Origin of the sequence: Marinomonas sp. IMCC 4694, from assembly GCF_008122525.1 — a bacterium.
In the GTDB taxonomy this organism is placed as follows: Bacteria; Pseudomonadota; Gammaproteobacteria; order Pseudomonadales; family Marinomonadaceae; genus Marinomonas.
In genome coordinates, this window is the sequence record NZ_VSRV01000001.1 from 2,888,685 (window position 1) to 2,912,649 (window position 23,965).

Consider the following 23,965-nt stretch of genomic DNA (forward strand, 5'->3'; position numbering starts at 1 on the left):
CATAACTTTCTCCTAACCCCTGTATTTAAAGGGTTTAGAGTCTTGTCGAGGTTTCAAATGAATAACAGTAGTACACTTCCAAATCGTTGGGACGATACCACCGCGGCGTCCATGACCGAACCAGAGAAGCTTCAATACCGATCAAACTTGCTCGGTTCTGATATGAGAGTGACCAATTATGGCGGTGGCAATACCTCCGCAAAAATCGAAATGAATGACCCTCTTAGCCGCAAAAAAACAACAGTACTGTGGGTAAAAGGCTCTGGCGGTGACATTGGTTCCATGGGGTTAGACGGTTTTTCCACACTGTATCTGGACAAGCTCAACCAGCTATTACCCTTGTATCGCGGTTTAGAATTTGAAGACGAAATGGTCGCTTACTTACCCCACTGTACGTTCAATCTAAATTCTCGTGCCGCCAGCATTGATACCCCACTGCATGCGTATTTACCTTACCTTCATGTTGACCACCTTCATCCAGACGCGGTGATCGCTATCGCGGCAAGCAAAAACAGCAAACAACTCACAGAAGACATTTTCAACGGCGAGATTGGCTGGCTTCCATGGCGCCGCCCAGGTTTTCAGCTGGGCATGGATTTACATAAAATCGCCACCGAAAACCCACACCTGAAAGGTGTCGTGCTAGAAAGCCATGGCTTATTTACTTGGGCCGATGATTGCAAAGACTGCTATTTACTGTCGCTAGACATCATCAACAAAGCCCAAAACTGGCTAGAGCAACAAAGTGTCGGCAAAGCCGCCTTTGGTGGCGAATTATTTAAAACCTTACCAGACGACAAACGCCAACAAGTGGTTTCGAGCTTAATGCCACTCATTCGTGGCAAAACCAGCGAAAAACAACGTCAAATTGGTCACTTCAATGCATCCGACGAAGTATTGCAATTAGTTAACTCTAAAGATCTAGATCGTCTTGCAAAACTGGGCACCTCTTGCCCAGACCATTTCTTACGCACTAAGATTCGTCCGTTTGTGGTCAATTACAATCCAGAAACAGACAATCTAGATGAGGTCATTGAGTCATTAGATAAAAGCCTGGCTGACTACCGCGACGATTACGCCGGTTACTACAATCGTTGTAAACGCGACAACAGCCCAGCTATGCGCGATCCAAACCCCGTCATTTATTTGATTCCTGGGGTCGGTATGCTGTCTTTTGCCAAGGACAAAGCCACGGCACGAATCGCTGGCGAGTTCTATGTTAATGCGATTAATGTCATGCGTGGCGCCGACAGCGTGAGCGAATACGTTGGCTTGCCAGAACAAGAAGCCTTCGACATTGAATACTGGTTATTAGAAGAAGCCAAACTGCAACGCATGCCAAAACCCAAGTCCTTGGCTGGTCATATTGCTTTGGTCACAGGTGCGGCTGGCGGTATTGGTCTTGCGACGGCAAAACGTCTCGCTAAAGAAGGTGCCAACATCGTATTGATGGACATAGACGAAGACGCTCTGCAAACCGCTCAGGCGAATATGAACAATGAGTTTGGCAAAGATTGCGCGTCTAGTATCAAGATGGATGTGACCAACGAAGACGATGTTATCCGTGCAGTGAAACATTGCGCTGTCGCCTTTGGTGGTTTGGATATCGTTGTTTCCAACGCGGGCATTGCCTCTTCCGCACCATTAGAAGAAACCACGCTTGCTCTATGGAATAAAAACCAAAGCATCTTATCAACGGGGTATTTCCTGGTTGCTCGTGAAGCCTTTAGTCTGTTAAAACAACAGGATATGGGCGGCAACATGGTATTTATTGCCAGTAAAAACGGCTTGGTTGCCAGTGCAAACGCCAGCGCCTATTGCGTTGCAAAAGCGGCTGAAATTCAGCTTGCTCGCTGCGTTGCCCTAGAAGGTGCACCACTGGGTATTCGTTCCAATGTGGTTAACCCAGATGCCGTTTTGCGCGGTTCAAAGATTTGGACCGGTAAATGGAAAGAGGAACGTGCCAGTGCCTATAAGATGTCTACAGATGATTTGGAAGAGCATTATCGTCAACGTAGCATGCTGAAGCTCAACGTATTTCCTGAAGACATCGCCGAGGCCATTTACTTTTTTGCGTCTGATGCGTCGTCTAAATCGACAGGCAATATTCTAAATGTCGACGCGGGTCATGCACCGTCGTTTACTCGTTAAAGACGCTAGATATTTATTCAAAGACCTTTGCACGCGCTATCGTCGCGCGAAGGTCTCGATTAAAAGAACAATAAAAAGGAATCACCATGAAACAACTTATTGATCAAAACTGGCTACAAGAGCAAAACGCCAAACAAGAAGCGGCGGTTACTAGCGATTACAATGCGCTGGCGGAAAAACTGGATCGCTCCGGCATCAAAATCGATACTATTTTAGAGCAAGCTAAGCAATTTACCGTTGCAGTTCCTTCTTGGGGTGTCGGCACGGGTGGTACGCGTTTCGCGCGTTTTCCGGGCAAAGGCGAGCCACGCAATATCTTTGAAAAGCTTGACGACTGCTCGGTTATTCAACTGCTATCACAAGCCACGCCAGCCGTGTCCTTGCATATTCCTTGGGACAGACCAAAAGATCCAAGCGAACTACGCCAATACGCTGAGCAATATGGCTTGCACTTTGATGCGATGAATTCCAACACATTCCAAGATCAAATCGGTCAGGAAGAATCGTACAAATTCGGCAGTTTGACGCACACCAACAAAGCCGTGCGTGAACAAGCCATTGCTCACAACATTGACGTGGTGGAACTAGGTCAAAAGTTGGGATCAAAAGCCCTCACGGTTTGGGTGGGCGATGGGTCTAACTTCCCTGGCCAACAACACTTTAAAAACAGCTTCACGCATTATTTAGAAAGCATTAAAGAAGTTTATAACAGCCTACCAGATGACTGGAACATGCTGCTAGAACACAAAATCTTTGAACCGGCTTTCTACTCAACCGTGATTCAAGATTGGGGCAGCAGCTACCTTGCAGCAAAAGAAACCGGCGAGCGTTGCTTGTCTCTGGTGGATTTGGGGCATCATGCGCCAAACGTCAACATCGAAATGATCGTCAGTCGTCTTGCGCAATTCGGCAAGCTAGGCGGATTCCATTTCAACGACAGTAAATACGGTGATGATGATTTGGACAGCGGTTCTATCAACCCTTATCAGCTATTCCTGATCTTCAATGAATTGACCGACATTCGTGCGCAAGATCCGTCTTACAGCCCGTTTTACATGTTGGATCAATCCCATAACGTCACCGACCCAATCGAAAGTTTGATGTACAGCGCCGCCGAAGTACAACGCGCCTTCGTGAAAAGTTTATTGGTAGATCGCAGCGCGTTAACTCAATACCAAGAAGCAAATGATCCAATGATGGCGCAAGCTAGCTTGAAACAAGCTTATAACTTGGACGTCGAGCCAATCTTACAAATGGCACGTTTACAAGCTGGAGGCGCCATTGATCCAGTGAGCTGTTACCGAGCAAGCGGCTATCGCGCAGCTGTTGCTAAGGCTCGTCCTGCAGATCCGAATAAAACTGGCTCAGGGATTGTATAAGCCAAGAGAGTAGAAACAAAATAGTTAAGAAAAACAAAAATATAGTCTTCCTCATAGGCTATATTTTTTTAACGAGATAAATTTTAGAAACAATGTTTTAATAAAAATATAAAAATATAAAAATAAATTTAGAAATCTATTTCAAATGAATATATTGTAATTTATGTTTAAGAAAACATGTCGCAATCCAACAATAATATAGGGATTAAAAATGCATGACCTATTAAAAGAAAAGAAACATGTTATTTCAAAGCCTCAAACCATAGAGGCAATCGATCTGTTGACTCAAAATCTTATCAATATTGAAGATACTACCGGTGACTTTCTGCTGCGCCTTGAGGACGGTCGAGTGATCGACACCAAAGGCTGGGCTGGCTGGGAATGGACTCATGGCATTGGTTTATATGGCTTATTCAAGTATTGGCAAATCACCAATAACCCAGACACCCTAAAAATCATCCAAGACTGGTTCGAACAACGTCTGAGTGAAGGCACGCCAACCAAAAACATTAACACGGTTGCGCCCTTTTTAACGCTGGCTTGCTTGCATGAACGTACGCCAAAAGAGTCTTGGCTGCCGTATTTGGAAGAATGGGCTGAATGGGTAATGTACGAAATACCCCGCGTGCAAGAAGGCGGCCTTCAGCACATCGTTTATAACAGCGTAAACCACAACCAAATGTGGGACGACACCTTAATGATGAGCGTCCTGCCGCTCGCCAAAATAGGCAAATTACTTAATAAACCCGATTATGTGGAAGAAGCAAAATACCAATTTTTGACTCATATACAATACCTAATGGATTCAAAAAGCGGCCTGTGGTTTCACGGCTGGACGTTCGAGGGCAACCACAACTTTGCCGATGCTTTATGGGCTCGCGGCAATAGCTGGATCACGATCGTCATTCCAGAATTCATCGAATTATTAGATTTGGCTGAAAACGATCCGATTCGCCGTTTCTTGTTGTCTACTTTAGAACGCCAAGTCAAAGCCCTAAGCGAACTACAACACAGCGATGGTCTCTGGCACACCTTGTTAGACGATAGCAGCACTTACCTAGAAGCGTCCGCCTCTGCAGGATTTGCCTATGGCATTTTAAAAGCCGTACGCAAACGCTATCTCTCTAGTGACTATTTACCTATTGCGGAAAAAGCCATCAAAGCAGTCTATGGCAACATTGACGCGCAAGGCGAACTGCAAAACACCTCTTTTGGCACCGCTATGGGTGACGACTTGGAGTATTACAAAAACATCAAAATTACCTCTATGCCTTATGGGCAAGCCATGGCGATTTTATGTCTTAGCGAGAGTCTACGTCGCTATATCTAGCTATTTTTTAAACAAGCAAAACCCACTATCAATTTCTTAAAAAACAACAAACATAAGAAGGATAAGAAAATGAAAACTAAATTATTTACCACAGCACTTACTCTAATAAGCTTAGGGCTAGCCTCGGCATCCGCTTATGCGGAGAACTTACGTTTTGGCTACGCGAGCAACGCGACACCAACCGTTGAAGCCATGAAAAAATTTGCCGAATTAGTGGATCAGAAAACAAAAGGCGATGTCACTGTTACCTTTTTTCCTGACAGCCAATTAGGTGGCGAACGTGAAATGGTCGAGTTACTACAAGCTGGCCTGCTAGACATGACAAAAGTCAGTGGCGGCCTAATGGAAAGCTTTGCTCCTGTGTATGGTGTCTTTTCCATGCCGTACTTATTTGATAGCCAAGCGCATTTCTACGATGTGATGGATAATCCAAAAATCACCACACCGATTTATGAATCATCGAAAGGCGAAGGTATTTTGGGGTTAACCTATTACGACAGTGGCGCTCGTAGTTTCTATACCTCAGAAAAAATCATCCGTAATGTGGACGACCTAAAAGGTCTCAAAATTCGCGTAATGCAAAGCCCAACCTCCATCAAGATGGTAAAAATGCTCGGTGGCTCACCTATCGCTATGGTAAGCGTCCGGCAAACCACACATTTTAATCCCTTTACAACTCCTTAAAGTCTGTTGTCTTTTAAATAGGAGCAACAGACTCATGTTTACCGCGTCATCTCAACTCAACGTCACCCTTATTTGTGGCCCTACCGATATGCGAAAAGCCATTGATGGACTCTGTAATATTGTCGCCTACAATCTTGAAAAAGAGCCTTGTAGCGAACAATTGTTTGTCTTCTGTGGACGAGCACGTGACAAGATCAAAATCCTGCAATGGTCAAACAATGGTTTTTGGTTACATTACAAACGATTGGAAAAAGGCCACTTCCAATGGCCGGGGATTGATGATGAACTCTTGTCCCTTCAGGTTTCCTCCAGACAACTCAATTGGTTGCTGGACGGCCTACCGATTCATTCTTCACAAGCTCATCCGCATTTAACCTACCGATATCATGACGAATAGCCCATTTGGTTGGTATAATCCAACCCATGAAAATACGCTCAGAAGACTTACCCAATGACATTGACTCGCTTAAGGCCAAATTGCTTGAGCAAGCTTTGCTATTGGATGAAAAAGACAGTCTTCTGGGTAAAAAGGATATTCTGCTTGCCCAATGGCAATCCAAGTATCAGCTTATTTTGGAACAGTGGCGTTTGGCGCAGCAAAAGCAGTTTGGCAAAAGCTCGGAAGTCTCGCCCGGCCAAGGAGAGTTGTTTGATGAAAGTGCGATTGAGGCAGCAGAGGCATTAACCGATGCCGAGCCTGAAACGCAAACCATCTCTTACACTCGTGCCAAGCCTAAGCGCAAACCCTTGCCCAAAGACCTGCCGCGCGAAATCGTTGTGCTGGACGCTGCCGAGTCTGATAAAGTCTGTTCCTGCTGCCAAGGGGCGCTTCATTGTATTGGTGAAGACCGTTCTGAAAAGTTAGAGTTTATCCCAGCCCAACTCAAGGTCATCGAAACAGTCCGCCCTAAATACGCGTGCCGTGAGTGTGAAAAGACAGGCACGCAGAACGCCATCAAACAAGCGGCTATGCCACCGAGTATTATCCCAAAAGGCATCGCCACACCGAGTTTGCTGAGTCAGATTATCACCGGTAAATTCCAATACAGCTTACCGCTCTATCGACAAGAAACCTTATTTAAACAATACGGTATTGAGTTAAGCCGACGAACCATGTCAGATTGGATGAAAAAATGTGCTGATGCCTTAGAGCCGCTTTATGAACGGCTACATCAAGAATTACTGAAACAGTCCGTCATCCAAGCCGATGAAACCACGCTTAATGTGATTAAAGAAGCTCGTTCAAAATGCTACATGTGGGTGTATTGCACTGGCAATGATGCCCCAGACAAACACAACCCGATCCCGAATATTGTCTTATACGATTACCAACCGACTCGAAGTGGGCAATGCGCCGTTGATTTTTTACAAGGCTTCGATGGCTATCTCAATGTGGATGGTTATCAAGCGTACGAATCGACCCAAGCCACGCTGGCAGGCTGCTGGGCACACGCACGTCGAAAATTCATTGAAGCCGAAAAAGGCATGCCAAAGGGCAAATCAGGAAAAGCGACCATCGCCATCAGCTACATCAAAAAACTGTACGCCATCGAAACGCTGGCCCAACAGGCCGACAATGCAGAAGCCGCATTTAAAATCCGTCAGGAACAAGTCCCCGAAGTCTTAGCGAACTACAAAGCATGGCTTGAAAAATCGGCTCAACAGGTGCCACCTAAATCCTTATTAGGCAAAGCCATCCAATACAATCTCAATCAATGGGACAAACTCAGTGTTTACTTGACTGATTGGCGCATCAACATCGACAACAATCGTGCTGAACGCGCCATTAAACCCTTCGTTATTGGACGTAAAAATTGGTTGTTTGCTAACACAGGAAGTGGCGCAAAATCCAGTGCCATGCTTTACAGCATCATCGAAACAGCGAAAGCCAATGGGCTTATCCCGTATGATTACTTAGTCAGATTGTTTGAAGAACTGCCGAGAAGAAAGGAAAATGATGACATGGACGATTTATTGCCGTGGAATATCAGGCTAACTTAAGTTTGAGAATAAAGAGAAAAACCTTCCCGCTGCATCCATGCAGCCTTGAATCTTCCTGAAAAGAGACAGAACCTCCATCCTGGAGGCGTGGGCAAATCCGTTCGCCCTCTGTCTAATAATTAATTTACCGATATAATCCCTTCCATGCAAGCCTGATGATAAAGAAACTCTTTTTCAAGGTGGTGATTACCGGACGCTTACTCGCTATGGGACAAGCTGACGTCTACTCGTCAATTCAACAAGGCGTACTAGATGGCGCGGAGAACAATGAGTTTGCCCTAACGATTGCTCGTCATGCCGAAGTCGCGAAACACTATTCTTATGACGTGCATTCTCGTGTGCCAGATATCGTGTTGATCTCGAAAGCAACCATGGATCGCTTAACACCAGACCAGCGTAAAGCGGTTAAAGAAGCGGCAAAAGAGTCTACTGAGTTCCAAAAGAAAGCTTGGACAAAAGCCGTTAACGACGCAAAAACTATGAGCGAAGAAAAATTTGGTGTGACCTTTTATTACCCAGATGTTAGTGAGTTTCAAGCGGCCGTTCAGCCAATGTACGAAGAGCTAAAATCAGACCCGGCAAAATATAAGGTTTATCAGGCAATCCGCCAGCAAGCGGAGTCAAAATAATGCCCAAAATAAGACGTTTCCTGGACATCTGTCTAGGGACAACGTGCTCTCTCTTACTCCTTAGCATGGTCGTGATACTTAGCTGGCAGGTAATCAGCCGTTATGTATTCAACGACCCTTCGACTTACACCGAAGAGTTACTAAGGTTAGGATTGGTCTGGTTGTCTCTATTAGGAGCTGCTTATTCTGCTGGCCGTGGTTCTCATATGGCCATTGATCTACTGCGCGATATTTCGCGCGGTAGATTTCAAAAACTCCTTAAGATGTTAGTCCCTATCAGCTTTATTATTTTCAGCATTTACGTAATGATTCTGGGCGGTTTACACAGCATGCAAATCGCTTCGAAACAACTCACCGCTGTACTGCAAATGCCGATGTCGAGTTTTTATGCAGCCCTGCCCGTTTGCGGTGTGTTGTTGATTTTGTACGCCATTTTAAATTTGATTGATGTCATCAGAACACCAGCTAATGAAGCACCTTTCGATGACATCAAAAAATCACTCAGTATGGGAGAATAGACATGGCAGGTGAAGCGAGCTTAGTCCTGATTATTACCTTTTTGATCCTGTCTCTTTTAGGGTTGCCCCTGGCGATTGCTCTAGTCGCATCGTCTTTAGCCGCTGTCACCATGATAGTGCCTGTCGACATGGCGCTGTTTACTTCAGCGCAAAAAATGGTCGCTAGCTTAGACAGTTTTTCCTTGTTAGCCGTGCCATTTTTTATTCTCTCTGGAGTGATTATGAACTCCGGTGGTATCGCCATACGTTTAGTCAACTTTGCGAAACTGCTCGCAGGGCGTATTCCAGGATCTTTAGCGCAAACTAACATCGCTGGTAACGTCTTATTTGGCTGTATTTCAGGATCGGCCATTGCCGCATCCACCTCCATTGGTAGCGTGATGGTGCCGATTCAAGCCAAAGAAGGCTACGACCGATCCTTTGCGGCCGCGGTGAACATCGCCTCAGCCCCAACGGGTATGTTAGTGCCACCAACGACAGCCTTTATCATTTATTCCTTGGTATCTGGTGGCACCTCCGTTGCGGCCTTGTTTTTAGGTGGTGCCGTCGCGGGTATTATTTGGGCCTTGGGCTTGGTGTTAGTTACCGTCATTATTGCCAAAAAACGCAAATACCCTTTGTCGGACAGAGTACCGTTTAAAGAAGCGATTCAGATTACACTCGATGCGATTCCCAGCTTATTCCTTATCATCTTTATCATCGGTGGGATTGTCATGGGTATCGTCACACCGGTAGAAGCCTCTGGTATTGCAGTGATCTACACCATGGTTTTAGCGTTTTTCATCCACAAAACTACGTCACTTAAAGCACTACCTAAATTTCTAATCGAGACATCACACATTACTGGTACCATCATGTTGCTGTTAGCGGCATCGGCCACTTTGTCTTTCGCTATGGCCTTTACTGGTATTCCAGCCGCAATATCGGCCTTGATTTTAGGCATATCTAACGACCCTATTATGGTCATGCTGATTATCAATATTTTATTATTGGTCATTGGTTGCTTTATGGACATTGGGCCGGCGATTTTGATCTTCACGCCGATCTTATTACCGATTGCCATGAAAGTGGGCTACGACCCTGTACACTTTGGCGTCGTTATGATTTTCAACCTAGCCATCGGCACTATTACACCACCAGTCGGAACAGGTTTATTCGTCGGCGCCACCGTAGCCAAAGTGAAAGTAGAACAAGTCATCGTCGCCCTCGCCCCCTTCTACTTCGTGCTATTGAGCTTACTTGCCGTTATCTCCTACGTGCCAGTCATCACCTTGTTTTTACCCAAGCTCTTTGGGCTTTGAATGAATAGCTTTGGGGTTTAAAACGGCTCATTGATTCAAAAAAACAGCATGGAAGCGTTTAAACTTTCATGCTGTTTCTCTTTAACAATAGAAGCGTTACGTCTCTACTTTCGAATACAGGTATTTCTGACAGCGGGTTTCGTCCATGCGTTTGACGACGAAGGCTAGAACCGCGATTGCAACGATCGAAAACACAATGCGCCCCCAGAATACGGTGGTGAAGTTGGCGCCAATCAATAACACCAACAAGGTGTCTTCTATCATGCTGTGCATTAAGTTAAGCAGCATCATGGCGATGAAGATGTCCCGTGGTGTGATGTGCCCGCGTTTGGCTTCGTTGATCAATAAGCCACCACCAAAAGACACGCCTAGAGTAATACCCACTATGGTTAAATTGGTCGCTTCACGGCTGATGCCCAACACCGATAAAATAGGGCGTAGCATGATGCCCATAAGTTTTTCGATGCCGAGCAGTTTCAGCAGACGCAGAAACGTCATCAGCACAGCAATCACCACGAAGAGCATCACCAAACTTTTCACCTGCTCAATCGCCCAATCTAAATAGCTGGCGTCGACCGTGGATTCAGGTCGCCATACCACTTCTGCAGGGGTATTTAATACCTCAAAATAATGATAATACTGATGCAATAGCCAACCCATGAGTAAACCGCCGCCAAGACGAATCACCAATGTCGCGACAATGCCCACGCCGGCTTTTTTCGCCACCGCCACTTCCACAGGCAGGGAATGCGCCAGCAACAGCAGAATACTCAGCACCGAGACCTGAGCGACGGTTAATTCGGTGTCTAGGCTCATGAACACCACCAGCCCAGCGTACATATTAGTCACCAAGGTGGTCGCCCACACCAAACCCATTTCACTGGGCAAACCGACGATCGACATCACGGGGCCGAGCCATAGACTCAACAGTTCAATGCCACCCAATTCTTCTACCACCTTAATCACGATGATCATCGGCACCATGATTTTATACAGCGTCCAAGTAACATCGAAAATCTCTCTGAACAAGCTATGAAACAACAGCCCTGCCCAACGCGTTATGTGTGTTTGCATGTTTCCACTCCCAACAAGAATCGCGCAAACTGTAAACGCTTATTAAAAAATGTCGCGAGCTTTGGGTATTTAATCGTTGTCGGAAGAGACATTAAGGTCACCTCGTCGTACACAGTCTATAACGCATTAAGAGCACCGCCCTTTTCAATCGCTTTTTGATAGCTCGGCATGGTGTTGACTTGCTGAATAAAGCGCGCAATATTAGGGAATTTCACCATGTCCAATCTTGTTGTTGACGCTTGCAGGGGAAAGCTCATTTGAATGTCGGCGGCACTTAGCTGCTCGCCCGTAAACCAAGTGTGCTTTGCCAAGGTGTCTTCGATAAACTGCATCTGTGGTTGCAGTCTTGGCATAATGAATTTTTCTTGAATTTTATCAGTTAACGCTTTGGCAATCGGTTTCACAAAAAAAGGCATCGGACTTTTTGGTACCTTCATCATTACCAGCTTCATCACCAACAAAGGCATCAAAGAACCCTCTGCAAAGTGCAACCAATAGCGATAATCCAGCACAGCTTGCCCATTTTTTGGCTTCAAACGTTGCTCTGTGTCGTATTGATCTAAAAGATATTCAATGATCGCCCCAGATTCCGCCACGGTGAGCTCACCATCGGTGATCACCGGAGACTTTCCTAAAGGATGGATCTTTTTGAGGGACTCAGGCGCCGACGCCGAATCAGGGTCGCGCTTATACTCAACAATGTCATACTCAACGCCAAGCTCTTCTAATAACCAAATAATACGCTGGGAACGAGAATTCTCTAAATGGTGAACGGTAATCATACAACCTCCTTATGGCTTTATCAGATACACAAACATCAACAATGCAAAGTAACAACAATGTGCAACCGCACTAATGCAAAGTAACATTGATACGGTGGAAGCTCATAAAAAGATGAGGTTATCTTGACGTTTTTCAGCCGTCCCGCCCCGGTAAAAAGTTCAACGACCCATCATTTAGTTCCATTATTAAATGGCAAATAACCACTTCTTGACAGTACAGCTTTGCACACAAAAAATTAAGAGTGTAGAAAAACTCTTGCCTCAAGGAATTTAAAGCCGGCGCTTATTTTCGTTGAACGCTTTAACATTGAGCGCAGTGAAACAGGACTCTTCTTGTTTTTGTGATCATGTTTGATGAGGTAGCCATATGTTGAGATACTATGTTGCATTGCTGGTTTTGGGCAGTATTTGGGGATCTAATTTTATTTTCATGAAATGGTCCACTGAGCTTATTTCCCCTATGCAGACCGTCATGCTCCGCGTTTTATCGGGCTTTATTCCTTTGCTCATCGTCGCGCTTTACCGCCGGCAAATCCACACCGGCCAGTTGAAATATTTGCTTCATTTCGCCGTCATGTCTGTCTTAGCAACGACGTTCTACTACTACGGCTTTGTGGCCGGCACCGCTTTAATACCAACAAGCATTGCTGGGTTGTTAAGTGGCACCATTCCTATTTTTACTTTTATCTGTGCATTTTTGTTTTTACGCCAAGATCGCCCCACATTTCAAATGCTGCTTGGGGTCATGGTGGGGTTTATCGGTATCGTTATCAGTACCAAACCATGGGAAGGCGCGGAAGGCGTTAATGTCGTCGGTGTGCTATGGATGTTAGCCGGCACCACCAGCCTAGGCATCTCGTTCGTGTATGCACAGCGCCAACTGTCCTCATTAAAACTGCCGCCAGTCGCTTTAGCCACTTGGCAAACAGGCTGCGCGTCACTGACGCTGCTGGTGCTAACCGATTTTAGTGGCATCACCAATGTCGCTGCGGATCTAAAAACCCTACTAGGATTGGTGATCGGACTGGGTATTTTTGGCACCGGAGGGGCTTTCTTTCTTTACTACTATGTTATTGAAAAACTGGGCTCGGTCAAAGCTTCAGGAGGCACTTACATTGCACCAGTGGTCGCGGTGGTTATTGGCGCTTTTGTGGGTGAAAAGATGGATGCCTCTATTGCACTGGCATTGATATTGATTCTAGGCGGCGTGATTTTGATTCAGACAGGAAAGCACAAAACGCCGCGTCCAGTAGACTCCCCAGTCCATTCAGCTTCCATTGATTAAAGTCGAGTTAATTCTTTCTGGCACCACGTCCAAACAGCGTCAACGGTAGGATGTGGTGACCGGCTTCGTTTTCGCACCAAATAGTAATCTGGCTCAACCGTGACTGTCTTTTCAAAAACGGGGACAAGTCGCCCAGCTTTAATGTCTTTTTCGACAAAAGCGAAGCAGGCAAGGGCAATGCCTTGACCCGCAAGCGCCGCATCAATCGCCAATGTCGTCTGATTAAACGTGGCCCCGGTGAGTTTTTCGGTGGTATCGCAAAAGGTCGGCCAGTGATTGTGCGCATCGATTAAAATAGGAAATTCTGTCAACTGCGCCAACGAAAGCGGTGGTGCTCGATTCGTAAACAATAACGGGCTGGCAACGGCTATGAGTTGTTGCGGAAACAACCGCGCGGCTTCCAAATGAGCAGGAAAGGTATTGCGCGTAAGTCGTATTGCGATGTCGACCTGATCCCTATCGAAATCCGACACCGATTCGGTCGCGACAGTACGCAGCTCTATTCCAGGCATCGAAGCGGTCAGTTCACTCAAGCGTGGAATAAGCACTTTTGCCGCAAAAGTCGGCGTAACGCTGATCGTCACAATATTGGGACGCGACTGAATGGCATGGGTCGCTTCACCCATCACCTCGAATGCGTGCGTCATGCTGACCAAATAAAGAGCGCCCTGCGTTGTTAAAGCCAAGCCACGGGGCAAACGTTGAAAAAGCGTTTGCCCCAAATGCGCTTCTAAGGCTCGAACTTGCTGAGCAACCGCCCCTTGAGTGACACCCAGTTCTTGCGCCGCCGTTCGAAAGCTCAAGCATCTTCCTGCCACTTCAAACGCCCGTAGCGCATTTAATGGGGGCAATTTTCTGCGTGGTAAGCTCATGCTCTCATTCCTATATTGCCGTTCATATAACACCAAATATAAGACCACTGTATCATTTTATAACGCTATCAATGTCGCTATTTTTTAACGCTACTGTCTGACCCATTAGTGACAAAGCAACGAGACTAAAAACGAACGTGCTGGCAGGCTTCTATCACGTCTTTCAGTTGCTGCTTGATAAAGGGTAATTTGCTGTCATCCAGTTGGTATTCAGCGCGTTTCGCCATCTCATCGTTTAAATACGTCGCTTGGGAAAGTTCAAGCTGGATGGCGTGAATACCCTCGCTCGGTTGGCCGAAGTGGCGGGTGATGTAGCCGCCTTTAAATCGCCCATTCACGACTTGTGTATAGTGGGGGCGCAGTACTTGAGTCACGATGCTGGCGATGGCTGAATCGCAAGATTCGCCGGCATTTGTACCCCAATTAAAGTCGGGCAATGTGCCGTCAAATAACATCGGGACTTGTGCCGCGATACTGTGTGCATCAAACAAAATCGCGTAGCCAAACTTGGCTTTTAATCGCGCGAGTTCTTGCTCAATAGTGCCGTGATAGGGCTTCCAAATGTGCTCCTTACACAAGGCTTTGTGTTCGTCGCTTGGCGCTTTCCCATCGATAAAAATCGGGCTTTCGTCGAAGAGAATGTCCGGAAACAAGCCTGTGGTTTTGGTCGCGTACAGCGGTTTGTCATCATAAGGTCGATTAAGATCGATCACATAACGCGAATAGTTTGCCTTGATAAATCCCACGCCCAATGATTCTAAAAAGTCATAAAGTTCGGGAATAAACCAATCCGTATCAGGCAGTTTTTTGGCCTGATCCGACAAGCCCGCTTGCACTTCTGACGTTAGATTCAGACCAGAATGCGGCATACTCACCAACAAGGGCGAATCGCCTTGTTTGAAGTCGAACGCTGGCACGGGCAACCCTATTTGGCTCATATTTTTTTCCTCAATGCCGTTTACCTTCATGGACTCTGGCTTTTACCAAGTTTCCACCCAGCCAATAGCTGAGTTCTCCTGGGCTTTCTACGTCCCAGCACACAAAATCAGCGACTTTGCCGACTTCCAAACTACCATGAGTATCGCTCATTCCCAGCGCTTTTGCCGCATGAATGGTCGCGCCAGCCAAAGACTCTTCTGGCGTCAGTGCGAACAAGGTACACGCCATGTTCATCATCAATCGAAGCGATAACGCAGGCGAGGTTCCGGGGTTGGCATCCGTGGCAATCGCCATTGGTACGTCATACTGGCGCAACAAAGCAATCGGCGGACGTTGCGTTTCTTTTAGGGTGAAAAACGCACCCGGCAATAACACGGCCACCGTGCCGGACGCAGCCATGGCTTTTACATCCGTTGCTTCAATGAACTCAATATGATCCGCCGACAAGGCTTGGAACGACGCCGCCATGCGAGTGCCACCTAAAGACGATAACTGTTCCGCGTGTATTTTCACTGGCAACCCGAGCGACTTGGCTGCACGAAAATAACGCTCAACCTGATCCGTACTAAACGCAATGCCTTCACAAAACGCATCGACCGCATCGGCCATGCCAAGCGTCACCAGCTTTGGCAATACTGTATCGCACAAGTAATCAATGTAGCGATCTTTGTCGTCAAATTCCGGTGGCATCGCGTGAGCCGCCAAGCAAGTCCGCTTAATGGTGACAGGAAATTGATGGCCCAATTCGGTGGCGACGCGCAGCATCTTGAGTTCACTATCGAGGGACAAACCGTAACCCGATTTGATCTCGACGGTCGTCACGCCATCGGCCATCAGGCTTTTTAAACGGCGAGATGCACTGGCGACTAATTCTGCTTCGCTGGCGTTGCGTGTTGCTTTCACCGACGAGGCAATGCCGCCGCCCTGCTTGGCGATGTCTTGATAACTCACGCCATTCAAACGCTGCTCGAATTCCCCCGCTCGGTTACCACCAAACACCAAGTGCGTGTGGCAATCGATCAAACCCGGCGTGATCCAACCGCCTTGCACATCATGCTCTTGCTGAGCCTGATACGCTGGCAAGCTGGCCGCTTCGCCAATCCAAACGATACGGCCACCCGATACGCCAATGGCGGCATTTTCGATCACGCTGTAGCGACCGTTTTTCATGGTCGCCACATGCGCGCCACGCCACAGGCTGTCGAGTCGTAATGGCGTATTGTTTGTCATAACCTTTCCTTTTCTTAAACCACTAAACTTGGCTATTTAATACTAGGCAATAGCCCTTCTGGCATGGTGTCGTTGTGTACCGCTTCCAACAACAAGTCATTGGCTTTCTCGATGTCCGTCGCGAAGTAACGGTCTTTGTCATAAAACGGCACGCGAGCACGCAATGTCGCACGCGCATTTTCTAAGCGCGGCGTCGATTTCAGCGGTGCGCGGAAGTCCAAGCCTTGTACCGCTGACAGAATTTCCACTGCCAAAATACCGCGTGTGTTTTCTGCCATGTCCTTCAAACGGCGCGCGGCAAAGGTTGCCATGGAAACATGGTCTTCTTGGTTCGCCGACGTTGGTAAACTGTCTACAGACGCGGGGTGCGCGTAGCTTTTGTTCTCGCTCGCCAAGGCTGCGGCGGTGACTTGCGCGATCATGAAGCCAGAGTTCACGCCGCCGTTATCCACCAAAAATGGTGGTAATTTACTTAAACTGCTGTCGATCAATAACGCCATACGACGTTCTGACAAGCTGCCGATTTCTGCAATCGCCAAGGCCAAATTGTCCGCCGCCATGGCAACGGGCTCGGCATGGAAGTTGCCGCCAGAAATGATGTCGCCTTCAGCCGCAAAGACCAATGGATTATCGGACACGGAATTTGCTTCCACGCACAATACGCTCGACGTGCTTCGGATTTGCTCCAAACACGCGCCCATAACTTGTGGCTGACAGCGCAGAGAATAAGGGTCTTGTACCTTCTCACAACCTTGGTGAGAATCGCCCAGTTCGCTGGTTTCACCCAATAAATGACGGTACGCCGCGGCCGCGTCGATTTGTGTTTTGTGACCACGCACTTCATGAATTCGAGCATCAAACGGACTGCGGCTGCCCAATGCGGCTTCCACCGACAAGGAACCACAAACAATGGCCGATGCGAACAAGTCTTCTGCTTCAAACAAACCTTCCAAAGCAAAAGCGGTAGAGGCTTGCGTGCCGTTTAATAGCGCCAAGCCTTCTTTTGGCGCCAAGGTAATGGGCTCTAATCCTGCAATAGACAAAGCCGCTTGACCCGAAATCACTTCGCCTCGGTAACGCGCTTTGCCTTCACCCAACAAAATCGTACTCATGTGTGCCAAAGGCGCTAAATCGCCAGACGCGCCCACGGAGCCTTTTTTCGGAATGCACGGATACACTTCTTTGTTGATCAGCGTTAGCAAGGCTTCGATCACTTCTAAGCGAATGCCAGAAAAACCACGCGCAAGACTGTTGACCTTCAGCGCCATGATCAGTTTAACGGTGTTGTCTTCCATTAATTGACCAATGCCGGCGGCGTGAGACAAGACAATACTGCGTTGTAGCTCGTCCAAATCTTCTGGCGCAATGCGCGTATTCGCCAACAAGCCAAAACCGGTGTTAATACCGTAAACCGTGCGGTTTTCTGCAATCACATCGTTAACCACTTGTGTGCTGGCGTGAATCGCTGGAATCGCACTTTTGTCTAAGCTCAATTTAACGTGACGACGGCTGATTTGACGCAATTCGTTTAGGCTCAATTGGCCTGGTTTAATCATTAATTCAAACATGCTGTTTCTCAATTTTTATTGTCAATTTAACGCCGGATAACGGTCGTATCGCCCTCATCCGGCCTACAAATATGTTATTTCTTAAGCGCCATAGGCAAATTTAACCCCTGCTCTTTCGCACAATCAATGGCAATGTCATAACCCGCATCCGCATGACGCATCACGCCTGTCGCTGGGTCATTATGAAGAACACGCGCAATACGTTCTGCTGCATCGTCACTGCCATCACACACAATCACCATGCCGGAATGCTGAGAAAAGCCCATGCCTACGCCGCCGCCGTGGTGCAACGATACCCAAGTCGCACCAGACGCTGTGTTCAATAAAGCGTTCAATAATGGCCAATCGGATACGGCATCGGAGCCGTCTTTCATGCCTTCGGTTTCACGGTTTGGACTCGCCACCGAGCCAGAATCTAAATGATCTCGACCAATCACAATCGGAGCCGACAATTCGCCGCTGCGCACCATTTCGTTAAACGCTAGGCCGAGTTTGGCACGTTGACCAAGACCGACCCAACAAATACGTGCTGGCAAGCCTTGGAACTGAATACGCTCACGCGCCATGTCCAACCAATGATGTAAATGCGCATCGTCGGCGATGACTTCTTTTACTTTCGCATCGGTTTTGTAAATGTCTTCTGGATCACCAGACAGCGCGGCCCAACGGAAAGGTCCGATGCCACGACAGAACAAAGGACGAATGTACGCAGGCACAAAACCGGGGAAATCAAAGGCATTTTCCACGCCTTCTTCCATCGCCATTTGACGAATATTGTTGCCGTAATCAAACGTCGGTACGCCCATTTTTTGGAAGTCCAACATGGCCTGAACGTGTTTCGCCATGGATTGTTTCGCCAACGTAACGATTTCTTTCGGCTGCGTTTGTGCTTTCTCGCGGTATTCCTCCCAGCTCATGCCGCTCGGTAAGTAACCATTTAGAGGATCATGCGCCGACGTTTGGTCGGTGACCATGTCTGGGCGAATGCCACGCTTTACCATTTCTGGCAGAATGTCGGCGGCGTTGCCACACAAGGCAATCGACACTGCTTCGCCTGCGTCTGTGTATTTTTTAATGCGCGCTAGGGCGTCGTCTAAATCCGTCGCTTGTTCATCTACATAACGCGTTTTCAAACGGAAATCGATGCGACTTTGCTGACATTCAATGTTCAATGAACACGCGCCCGCCAAAGTGGCGGCAAGAGGCTGAGCACCGCCCATGCCGCCAAGACCCGCGGTTAATACCCAACGTCCTGCCAACTTGCCGTCGTAATGTTGGCGACCGGCTTCAACGAAGGTTTCGTAAGTGCCTTGCACTATTCCTTGGCTACCAATGTAGATCCAAGAACCCGCTGTCATTTGGCCGTACATCGCCAAGCCTTTGGCATCCAATTCGTTAAAATGTTCCCAGTTCGCCCAATGTGGCACTAGGTTGGAGTTCGCGATTAAGACTCGAGGCGCGTTGCTGTGGGTTTTGAAAACGCCTACGGGTTTGCCAGACTGAACCAATAAGGTTTCGTCGTCTTCTAATTCTTTAAGCGACTCAACGATCTTGTCATAACATTCCCAATCACGCGCTGCACGGCCGATACCGCCGTAAACCACCAATTCTTCTGGGTTTTCGGCTACTTCAGGGTCAAGGTTGTTCATCAACATGCGCATAGGCGCTTCGGTGAACCAAGATTTCGCCGTGAGCTTGGTGCCAGTCGCGGCTTTCACTTCACCGGCACGGTAACGTTTTTGAGCAAGCGTTTGTTTTGTCATCGTCTTCACCTTATTAAAAAGCCTTTCTTCAAAGCCCTTAGAATTATGCAGTTTTAAAATCAAATGTATATACAACTAACCCAAAGATAAAATCTAACTTTTTAAGATGCAAGCCATTTTTTAAAACATTCCGACTCGTTCACGGAATCAACGCGGATATGCGGCGCATTAAAACGAAGAAAAACCCTATAAAACAAAGACTAATTGAATTAAGTACTAAGGCAGGCTGAGAATCCACAAAAACCAACTTGTATATACAATATAGTTTCTATTACACTCAAATGATAAACATTGACCTAGGAATGGATTGTGAGCAGCCTTAACCGAATGAGTTCCGAGACACACCACTATTACGCTGAACGCGCGTTACTGGCTTCTGGCTGGGCTGACAACGTGCTTTTTTCGGTAAAAGACGGTCAATTCCTCTCTTTTGAAGCCAACAGTAAACCCATGCCAGACTGCCATCTTTTATCTGGCCCAGTATTACCGACCGTCGCCAACCTGCACTCCCATGCTTTTCAACGCGTGATGGCGGGCGCAGCAGAAGTGAGCTTGAACCCAAGCGACAGCTTCTGGAGTTGGCGCGACTTAATGTACAAAATCGTGCAAAAGCTCACGCCAGAGGATGTGAACATCATCGCCAAACAGCTTTATATCGACATGCTCAAAGCCGGTTATACACAAGTAGGGGAGTTTCATTATTTGCATCACGGTGCAAAAGGTCAGCCTTATCAACAGCGAAGCGAAATGTCGAGCCAGATGATCGCCGCGGCCAATGATTCGGGCATTGGTTTAACCTTATTGCCTGTGCTGTATTCCCATTCTGGTTTTGGCGGACAAGCGCCCAACGCAGGCCAAGCGCGTTTCATTCATTCCACCGATTCTTACTTAGCGCTTCATCAAGAATGCCACGACCAATTAGTAAATCACCCACGCCATACACTGGGTATTTGCTTTCATTCTTTACGCGCAGTGACCAAGCCGCAAATTGACACCGTATTGCACTCCCTTGCTAAAGATTGCCCTGTTCACATTCATATCGCGGAACAGCAAAAAGAAGTGCAAGACAGCATCACCTTCAGCGGCCAACGTCCTGTGGAATGGCTGCATAATGAAATCGGCTTGAATGAGCGCTGGTGCTTGGTTCACGCTACTCATCTAACGGATGAAGAACGCCAAGCCATTGCGACCAGCCAAGCCGTCGCTGGACTTTGCCCGACGACAGAAGCGAATTTAGGTGATGGCATTTTCCCAGGTGTGGCCTTCGAGCAAGAAAACGGCCGTTGGGGCATTGGCTCCGACAGCCATGTGAGCCTTTCGATTGTTGAGGAGTTACGCACACTGGAATACAGCCAACGCCTACGCGATCAACAACGCAATCGTTTGCATCGCCCTGCGCAAAATAGTGTAGGCGATAACCTCTTCCAGCAAGCCGTACTGGGCGGCAATCAGGCTTGCGGCGTGTCATTGGGATTAAGCCAAGGCAACCGCGCCGACTTTATGGTGTTAGACAGCGCAAACCCCTTTATCGCCGCGAGCGAATCGAAAGACCTGCTCAATCGTTGGCTGTTCGCGACAAATGAAAACCTCATTAAAGACGTCTTCGTTGCCGGCAACCACACCATCAAAAACTTCCGCCACCAGCAAGAAGAAAGCAGCCGTTTGGCCTTCACTCAAGTCATCAAAAAGGCCATGAACCATGCCTAACGTTATCATCATCAAACCAGCACAATACCAGCGAATGCCATGGAAAAATGGCCTTGGAGAAACTCTAGAGATTCAAAAAATGGAAGACGATCAAGGATTACGCTTTCGCATCAGCCAAGCGTCGGTCAAAGCAGACGGCGTCTTTTCAAATTTTGCTGGATTGCATCGCACCTTGGTGTTGCTGTCTGGTAACGGCATGACGCTGGCACATTCCGGCAAACACACCAGCGTATTAAACAATCCATTAGACATAGCGCGCTTTTCAGGCGGTGATGAAACGCACGCCACCTTGCACAACGGCACCATTGAAGACCTGAACATCATGGTGCGAAACAGCGACACCCACGCCAAGGTGGAGGCATACACAGCGCCCTGCTCGTTTTCATTTTCAAACAACGACACCTTGTTCAGTGGTTTTTATGCCTCTGAGGACAGCGTGATTGAAATGGAAAACGCCGAGGCGGTCACCATCAAGGCTCACAGCATGGTGACTTTTTCACAAAACGCCAAGGCAACACTAACCCAAGGTCGTGGCGTTTTAGTGTGCATCAGCGGATAAAGTTAACTATTGACGTTTTGAAACACGTTAACTCACCACTTCCGCAACGCTGATAGAAACCGCCAAAGCCAATGGACTTGAACCCTCGAACTACCTCCAATACCTACTCGACCACATCGCCGACGCTAATACCCTAGAAAAACTCGAAGCTCTCTTGCCATGGAATAAACCGAAAGCGGATTAGGTTAACAGAGCGGATTGTGTTGTTTTAGGGGTGGATATAGTGACGCTTACACTCACTTGATGCCGTTTACAGTATTGAGGGGCTGATAAACCAGACTCGGCTTGATCTTCAATGATTTTTTGCCATTCAGAAGAAGAACGACGGGTATAAGGCTTAGTCATGAGTTGGACTCCGTTATCGGTTATGAGATGAAAACGGAGCCCAGTTTAGAGTGAGAAAAGATGAGATGAAGTAACGGCGTGGAATGAACGCTTACGTTGTTGATACGGTCATCTGTTTTAGACTTAAGCTGACGAAAGTGTATTAATATTCAATAATAGTTAAATCTTTTCCTAGCTTTTTAGCGGTCTTTATCGAATTGAGTGTCCCCTTCGACTTCCCGTCCCAGAAGGCAAATACTTTGTCGGCGCTTTCAATAATGTGTTTGTTACGGACAATACCTGCACCACGACCATAGAGCTTCCAGTCTGGTTTGAATACTTGGATTTCTAAGGAATAATCAGTGGCAAACTTTTCGGCTAACGTGTCGGCACCTTTTGCGCCACCAGAAATGATGACGGTAATGGTGTTGAGGTCTATGCTTGTCCTTAGGGCTTCTTCAACTAAAAAGTAGTCAGAGAAGGATCGGGAACCAATGATGGCTACTTTCATATATAACTCCGGTAATTTAGTAAAGTCAGGCTTTATCATTGCTTTATCATTGCTTTATCGTAAAGCCTTGGAGCATTATTGGCTTTTAAAGCGACATATTTTGACGTTTATAGAAGAGCCGCCAAAACGACAGACCAACGAAACCCTTGGTGTCTTGATACTTTCTATTTGGTGGGCAATGCGTCATATTGTGTCGCAGACAAAAACAGTAATGCAGCGGATAAACAGCAGGAGCTCACTATGGCAGATTCAGGCATGCGCCAAATTCTTATCTTGATGGAGCTACCACGCTGGCCCAAATATAAGACCACCAAGCAGTTGGTAGATTATCTTAAAAACCAAGGTATTAATGTCACAGCAAGAACAGTGCAGCGTGATATTCAAATGCTATCAGCCAGTGGTGCGTTTAGTATTATTGATACACCAGCAACAGGTCGTGGCAAAGAGGGTGTGGGCTGGGCTTTTAGTGAGCACTCCATTAATCGTGGCTTGCCAGTGATGGACCCATCGGCGGCTTTAACATTACTTATGGGTTATGAGCACCTCAAATGCTTAATGCCAGAAAAGGTGTTAAAGCATATTGAACAATACATAGATGAAGCCAAAGCTATTTTAGAAACCTTTAACCAAGCTAATTTTACCAGCTGGTTTGATAAAATACGCATTTTGCCAAACACGGTTCTAATGCCTGCCAAAGTGGATCAAGAAGCTGTTGGTGAGATTTATGAGGCTTTGCTTGCTAATACAAAATTCAAGTGCCGCTACAACGGCAGACCTGATCAGGTCGTTAGCCCCTTTGGCATTGTGCAACGAGCCAATACTTTGTACTTAATAAGCAAGTTTTTTGATTACGATGACATTCGTATTACAGCATTACAACGCTACAGTGATGTAGAGCTGCTAAATGAAAGCATTAAGCAAGACCCAAATTTTAATATAGATGGCTACCTTGACCGAGGCGAAATGTCGTGGCCTTGGGACAGAGATAAGTCGGACACTACGGTAAAGCTAAAAGCCAACATTCATAGCTACTTAAAATACCACTTAACAGAAATGCCGTTATCAACTGACCAAAAAATTCAAAACAACAAAGAACCCGAGAGCCACAAGCTCACAGCAACGGTTGTTGACAGCCATGAGCTCCGGTATTGGATTTTAAGCCAGGGCGATAAAATAGAAGTGCTATCACCCAAATCTATGCGCCAATGGATTGCGCAAATTGCTGGAAATATGAACACCATGTACCAGCACGATTGATCATCAACATAGGCGTCATATCTGCCAAAGATGATGACTAACCAGCAATTTTTTTGAAATGACGGACGTTATGGATACGCCACTTGATGTGCACCCCACTG

General features: G+C 47.0%; 22 protein-coding genes and 1 pseudogene. 14 read left to right on the top strand and 9 right to left on the bottom strand.

Features of this window, described 5'->3' with window-relative positions; genetic code table 11:
- The first annotated feature begins 57 nt into the window (after nucleotides 1-57).
- The 9 genes from FXV75_RS13170 (at nucleotide 58) to FXV75_RS13210 (ending at nucleotide 9,993) form a co-directional block, all read left to right on the top strand.
- Nucleotides 58-2,151 (top strand): bifunctional rhamnulose-1-phosphate aldolase/short-chain dehydrogenase, encoded by a 2,094-nt coding sequence (locus FXV75_RS13170; RefSeq protein ID WP_148834071.1) that lies wholly within the window; start codon nucleotides 58-60, stop codon nucleotides 2,149-2,151.
- 86 nt (nucleotides 2,152-2,237) lie between these two features.
- Nucleotides 2,238-3,530: an L-rhamnose catabolism isomerase gene (gene rhaI, locus FXV75_RS13175; protein WP_148834074.1), complete on the top strand. Its 1,293-nt coding sequence runs from the start codon at nucleotides 2,238-2,240 to the stop codon at nucleotides 3,528-3,530.
- 211 nt (nucleotides 3,531-3,741) lie between these two features.
- Nucleotides 3,742-4,860: a glycoside hydrolase family 105 protein gene (locus FXV75_RS13180; RefSeq protein WP_148834076.1), complete on the top strand. Its 1,119-nt coding sequence runs from the start codon at nucleotides 3,742-3,744 to the stop codon at nucleotides 4,858-4,860.
- A gap of 69 nt (nucleotides 4,861-4,929) precedes the next feature.
- A complete protein-coding gene (gene dctP / locus FXV75_RS13185) occupies nucleotides 4,930-5,544 on the top strand; it encodes a TRAP transporter substrate-binding protein DctP (RefSeq protein WP_148834078.1) in 615 nt (204 codons plus the stop codon).
- A 34-nt stretch (nucleotides 5,545-5,578) separates the two neighbouring features.
- Nucleotides 5,579-5,941, top strand: a complete 363-nt coding sequence (tnpB, locus tag FXV75_RS13190) for an IS66 family insertion sequence element accessory protein TnpB (RefSeq protein ID WP_148830796.1) — start codon at nucleotides 5,579-5,581, stop codon at nucleotides 5,939-5,941.
- A gap of 26 nt (nucleotides 5,942-5,967) precedes the next feature.
- Nucleotides 5,968-7,545 carry an IS66 family transposase gene (tnpC, locus tag FXV75_RS13195; RefSeq protein ID WP_148830795.1) on the top strand — a complete coding sequence of 526 codons (1,578 nt, stop codon included), beginning with the start codon at nucleotides 5,968-5,970 and terminating at the stop codon, nucleotides 7,543-7,545.
- Nucleotides 7,546-7,700: 155 nt separating this feature from the next.
- Complete coding sequence (gene dctP, locus FXV75_RS13200) at nucleotides 7,701-8,174, top strand: TRAP transporter substrate-binding protein DctP (protein WP_148834080.1); 474 nt, start codon at nucleotides 7,701-7,703, stop codon at nucleotides 8,172-8,174.
- A 71-nt stretch (nucleotides 8,175-8,245) separates the two neighbouring features.
- Nucleotides 8,246-8,692 (top strand): TRAP transporter small permease, encoded by a 447-nt coding sequence (locus tag FXV75_RS13205; protein ID WP_187424895.1) that lies wholly within the window; start codon nucleotides 8,246-8,248, stop codon nucleotides 8,690-8,692.
- Nucleotides 8,693-8,694: 2 nt separating this feature from the next.
- A complete protein-coding gene (locus FXV75_RS13210; RefSeq protein ID WP_148834084.1) occupies nucleotides 8,695-9,993 on the top strand; it encodes a TRAP transporter large permease in 1,299 nt (432 codons plus the stop codon).
- Nucleotides 9,994-10,089: 96 nt separating this feature from the next.
- Here FXV75_RS13210 and FXV75_RS13215 read toward each other — a convergent pair whose 3' ends face one another.
- Complete coding sequence (locus FXV75_RS13215; RefSeq protein WP_148834086.1) at nucleotides 10,090-11,067, bottom strand: hypothetical protein; 978 nt, start codon at nucleotides 11,065-11,067, stop codon at nucleotides 10,090-10,092.
- A 116-nt stretch (nucleotides 11,068-11,183) separates the two neighbouring features.
- Nucleotides 11,184-11,849 carry a glutathione S-transferase family protein gene (locus FXV75_RS13220; protein ID WP_148834088.1) on the bottom strand — a complete coding sequence of 222 codons (666 nt, stop codon included), beginning with the start codon at nucleotides 11,847-11,849 and terminating at the stop codon, nucleotides 11,184-11,186.
- Between the two features lie 367 nt (nucleotides 11,850-12,216).
- On the opposite strand from FXV75_RS13220, the gene FXV75_RS13225 reads away from it, so the two are divergent.
- A complete protein-coding gene (locus FXV75_RS13225) occupies nucleotides 12,217-13,134 on the top strand; it encodes a DMT family transporter (RefSeq protein WP_148834090.1) in 918 nt (305 codons plus the stop codon).
- Here the strand turns inward: FXV75_RS13225 and FXV75_RS13230 are convergent.
- From FXV75_RS13230 to hutU, 5 genes are all read right to left on the bottom strand, one after another.
- Entirely contained in the window at nucleotides 13,131-14,006 is an 876-nt protein-coding gene (locus tag FXV75_RS13230; protein ID WP_148834092.1) for a LysR substrate-binding domain-containing protein, read from the bottom strand. The two genes, FXV75_RS13225 and FXV75_RS13230, sit on opposite strands and share 4 nt — an antisense overlap.
- Nucleotides 14,007-14,131: 125 nt before the next feature.
- Entirely contained in the window at nucleotides 14,132-14,944 is an 813-nt protein-coding gene (gene hutG, locus FXV75_RS13235; RefSeq protein WP_148834094.1) for an N-formylglutamate deformylase, read from the bottom strand.
- A 10-nt stretch (nucleotides 14,945-14,954) separates the two neighbouring features.
- A complete protein-coding gene (gene hutI / locus FXV75_RS13240) occupies nucleotides 14,955-16,175 on the bottom strand; it encodes an imidazolonepropionase (protein WP_148834096.1) in 1,221 nt (406 codons plus the stop codon).
- Nucleotides 16,176-16,207: 32 nt separating this feature from the next.
- Complete coding sequence (gene hutH / locus FXV75_RS13245; protein ID WP_148834098.1) at nucleotides 16,208-17,743, bottom strand: histidine ammonia-lyase; 1,536 nt, start codon at nucleotides 17,741-17,743, stop codon at nucleotides 16,208-16,210.
- Between the two features lie 74 nt (nucleotides 17,744-17,817).
- Nucleotides 17,818-19,506 (bottom strand): urocanate hydratase, encoded by a 1,689-nt coding sequence (gene hutU, locus FXV75_RS13250; RefSeq protein ID WP_148834100.1) that lies wholly within the window; start codon nucleotides 19,504-19,506, stop codon nucleotides 17,818-17,820.
- Nucleotides 19,507-19,815: 309 nt separating this feature from the next.
- Between hutU and FXV75_RS13255 the strand changes: the two genes are divergently transcribed.
- From FXV75_RS13255 to FXV75_RS16725, 3 genes and pseudogenes are all read left to right on the top strand, one after another.
- Nucleotides 19,816-21,213 (top strand): formimidoylglutamate deiminase, encoded by a 1,398-nt coding sequence (locus tag FXV75_RS13255; protein ID WP_316247119.1) that lies wholly within the window; start codon nucleotides 19,816-19,818, stop codon nucleotides 21,211-21,213.
- Entirely contained in the window at nucleotides 21,206-21,772 is a 567-nt protein-coding gene (locus FXV75_RS13260) for a HutD family protein (protein ID WP_148834102.1), read from the top strand. Before FXV75_RS13255 ends, FXV75_RS13260 begins: the two co-directional genes overlap by 8 nt.
- Nucleotides 21,773-21,809: 37 nt before the next feature.
- Nucleotides 21,810-21,956, top strand: a pseudogene (locus FXV75_RS16725) (transposase domain-containing protein); the annotation flags it as partial.
- On the opposite strand, the gene tnpA reads toward FXV75_RS16725, so the two are convergent.
- Both tnpA and FXV75_RS13270 read right to left on the bottom strand, forming a co-directional pair.
- On the bottom strand, nucleotides 21,953-22,117 hold the full coding sequence (gene tnpA, locus FXV75_RS16365; RefSeq protein WP_187424896.1) for an IS66 family insertion sequence element accessory protein TnpA: 165 nt from the start codon (nucleotides 22,115-22,117) through the stop codon (nucleotides 21,953-21,955). The pseudogene FXV75_RS16725 and the gene tnpA sit on opposite strands and share 4 nt — an antisense overlap.
- 142 nt (nucleotides 22,118-22,259) lie before the next feature.
- On the bottom strand, nucleotides 22,260-22,607 hold the full coding sequence (locus FXV75_RS13270) for a DUF2493 domain-containing protein (protein WP_148834104.1): 348 nt from the start codon (nucleotides 22,605-22,607) through the stop codon (nucleotides 22,260-22,262).
- A gap of 78 nt (nucleotides 22,608-22,685) precedes the next feature.
- On the opposite strand from FXV75_RS13270, the gene FXV75_RS13275 reads away from it, so the two are divergent.
- Nucleotides 22,686-23,864, top strand: coding sequence for a helix-turn-helix transcriptional regulator (locus FXV75_RS13275; protein WP_148834106.1), 1,179 nt, complete (start codon nucleotides 22,686-22,688; stop codon nucleotides 23,862-23,864).
- Nucleotides 23,865-23,965: the final 101 nt, after the last annotated feature.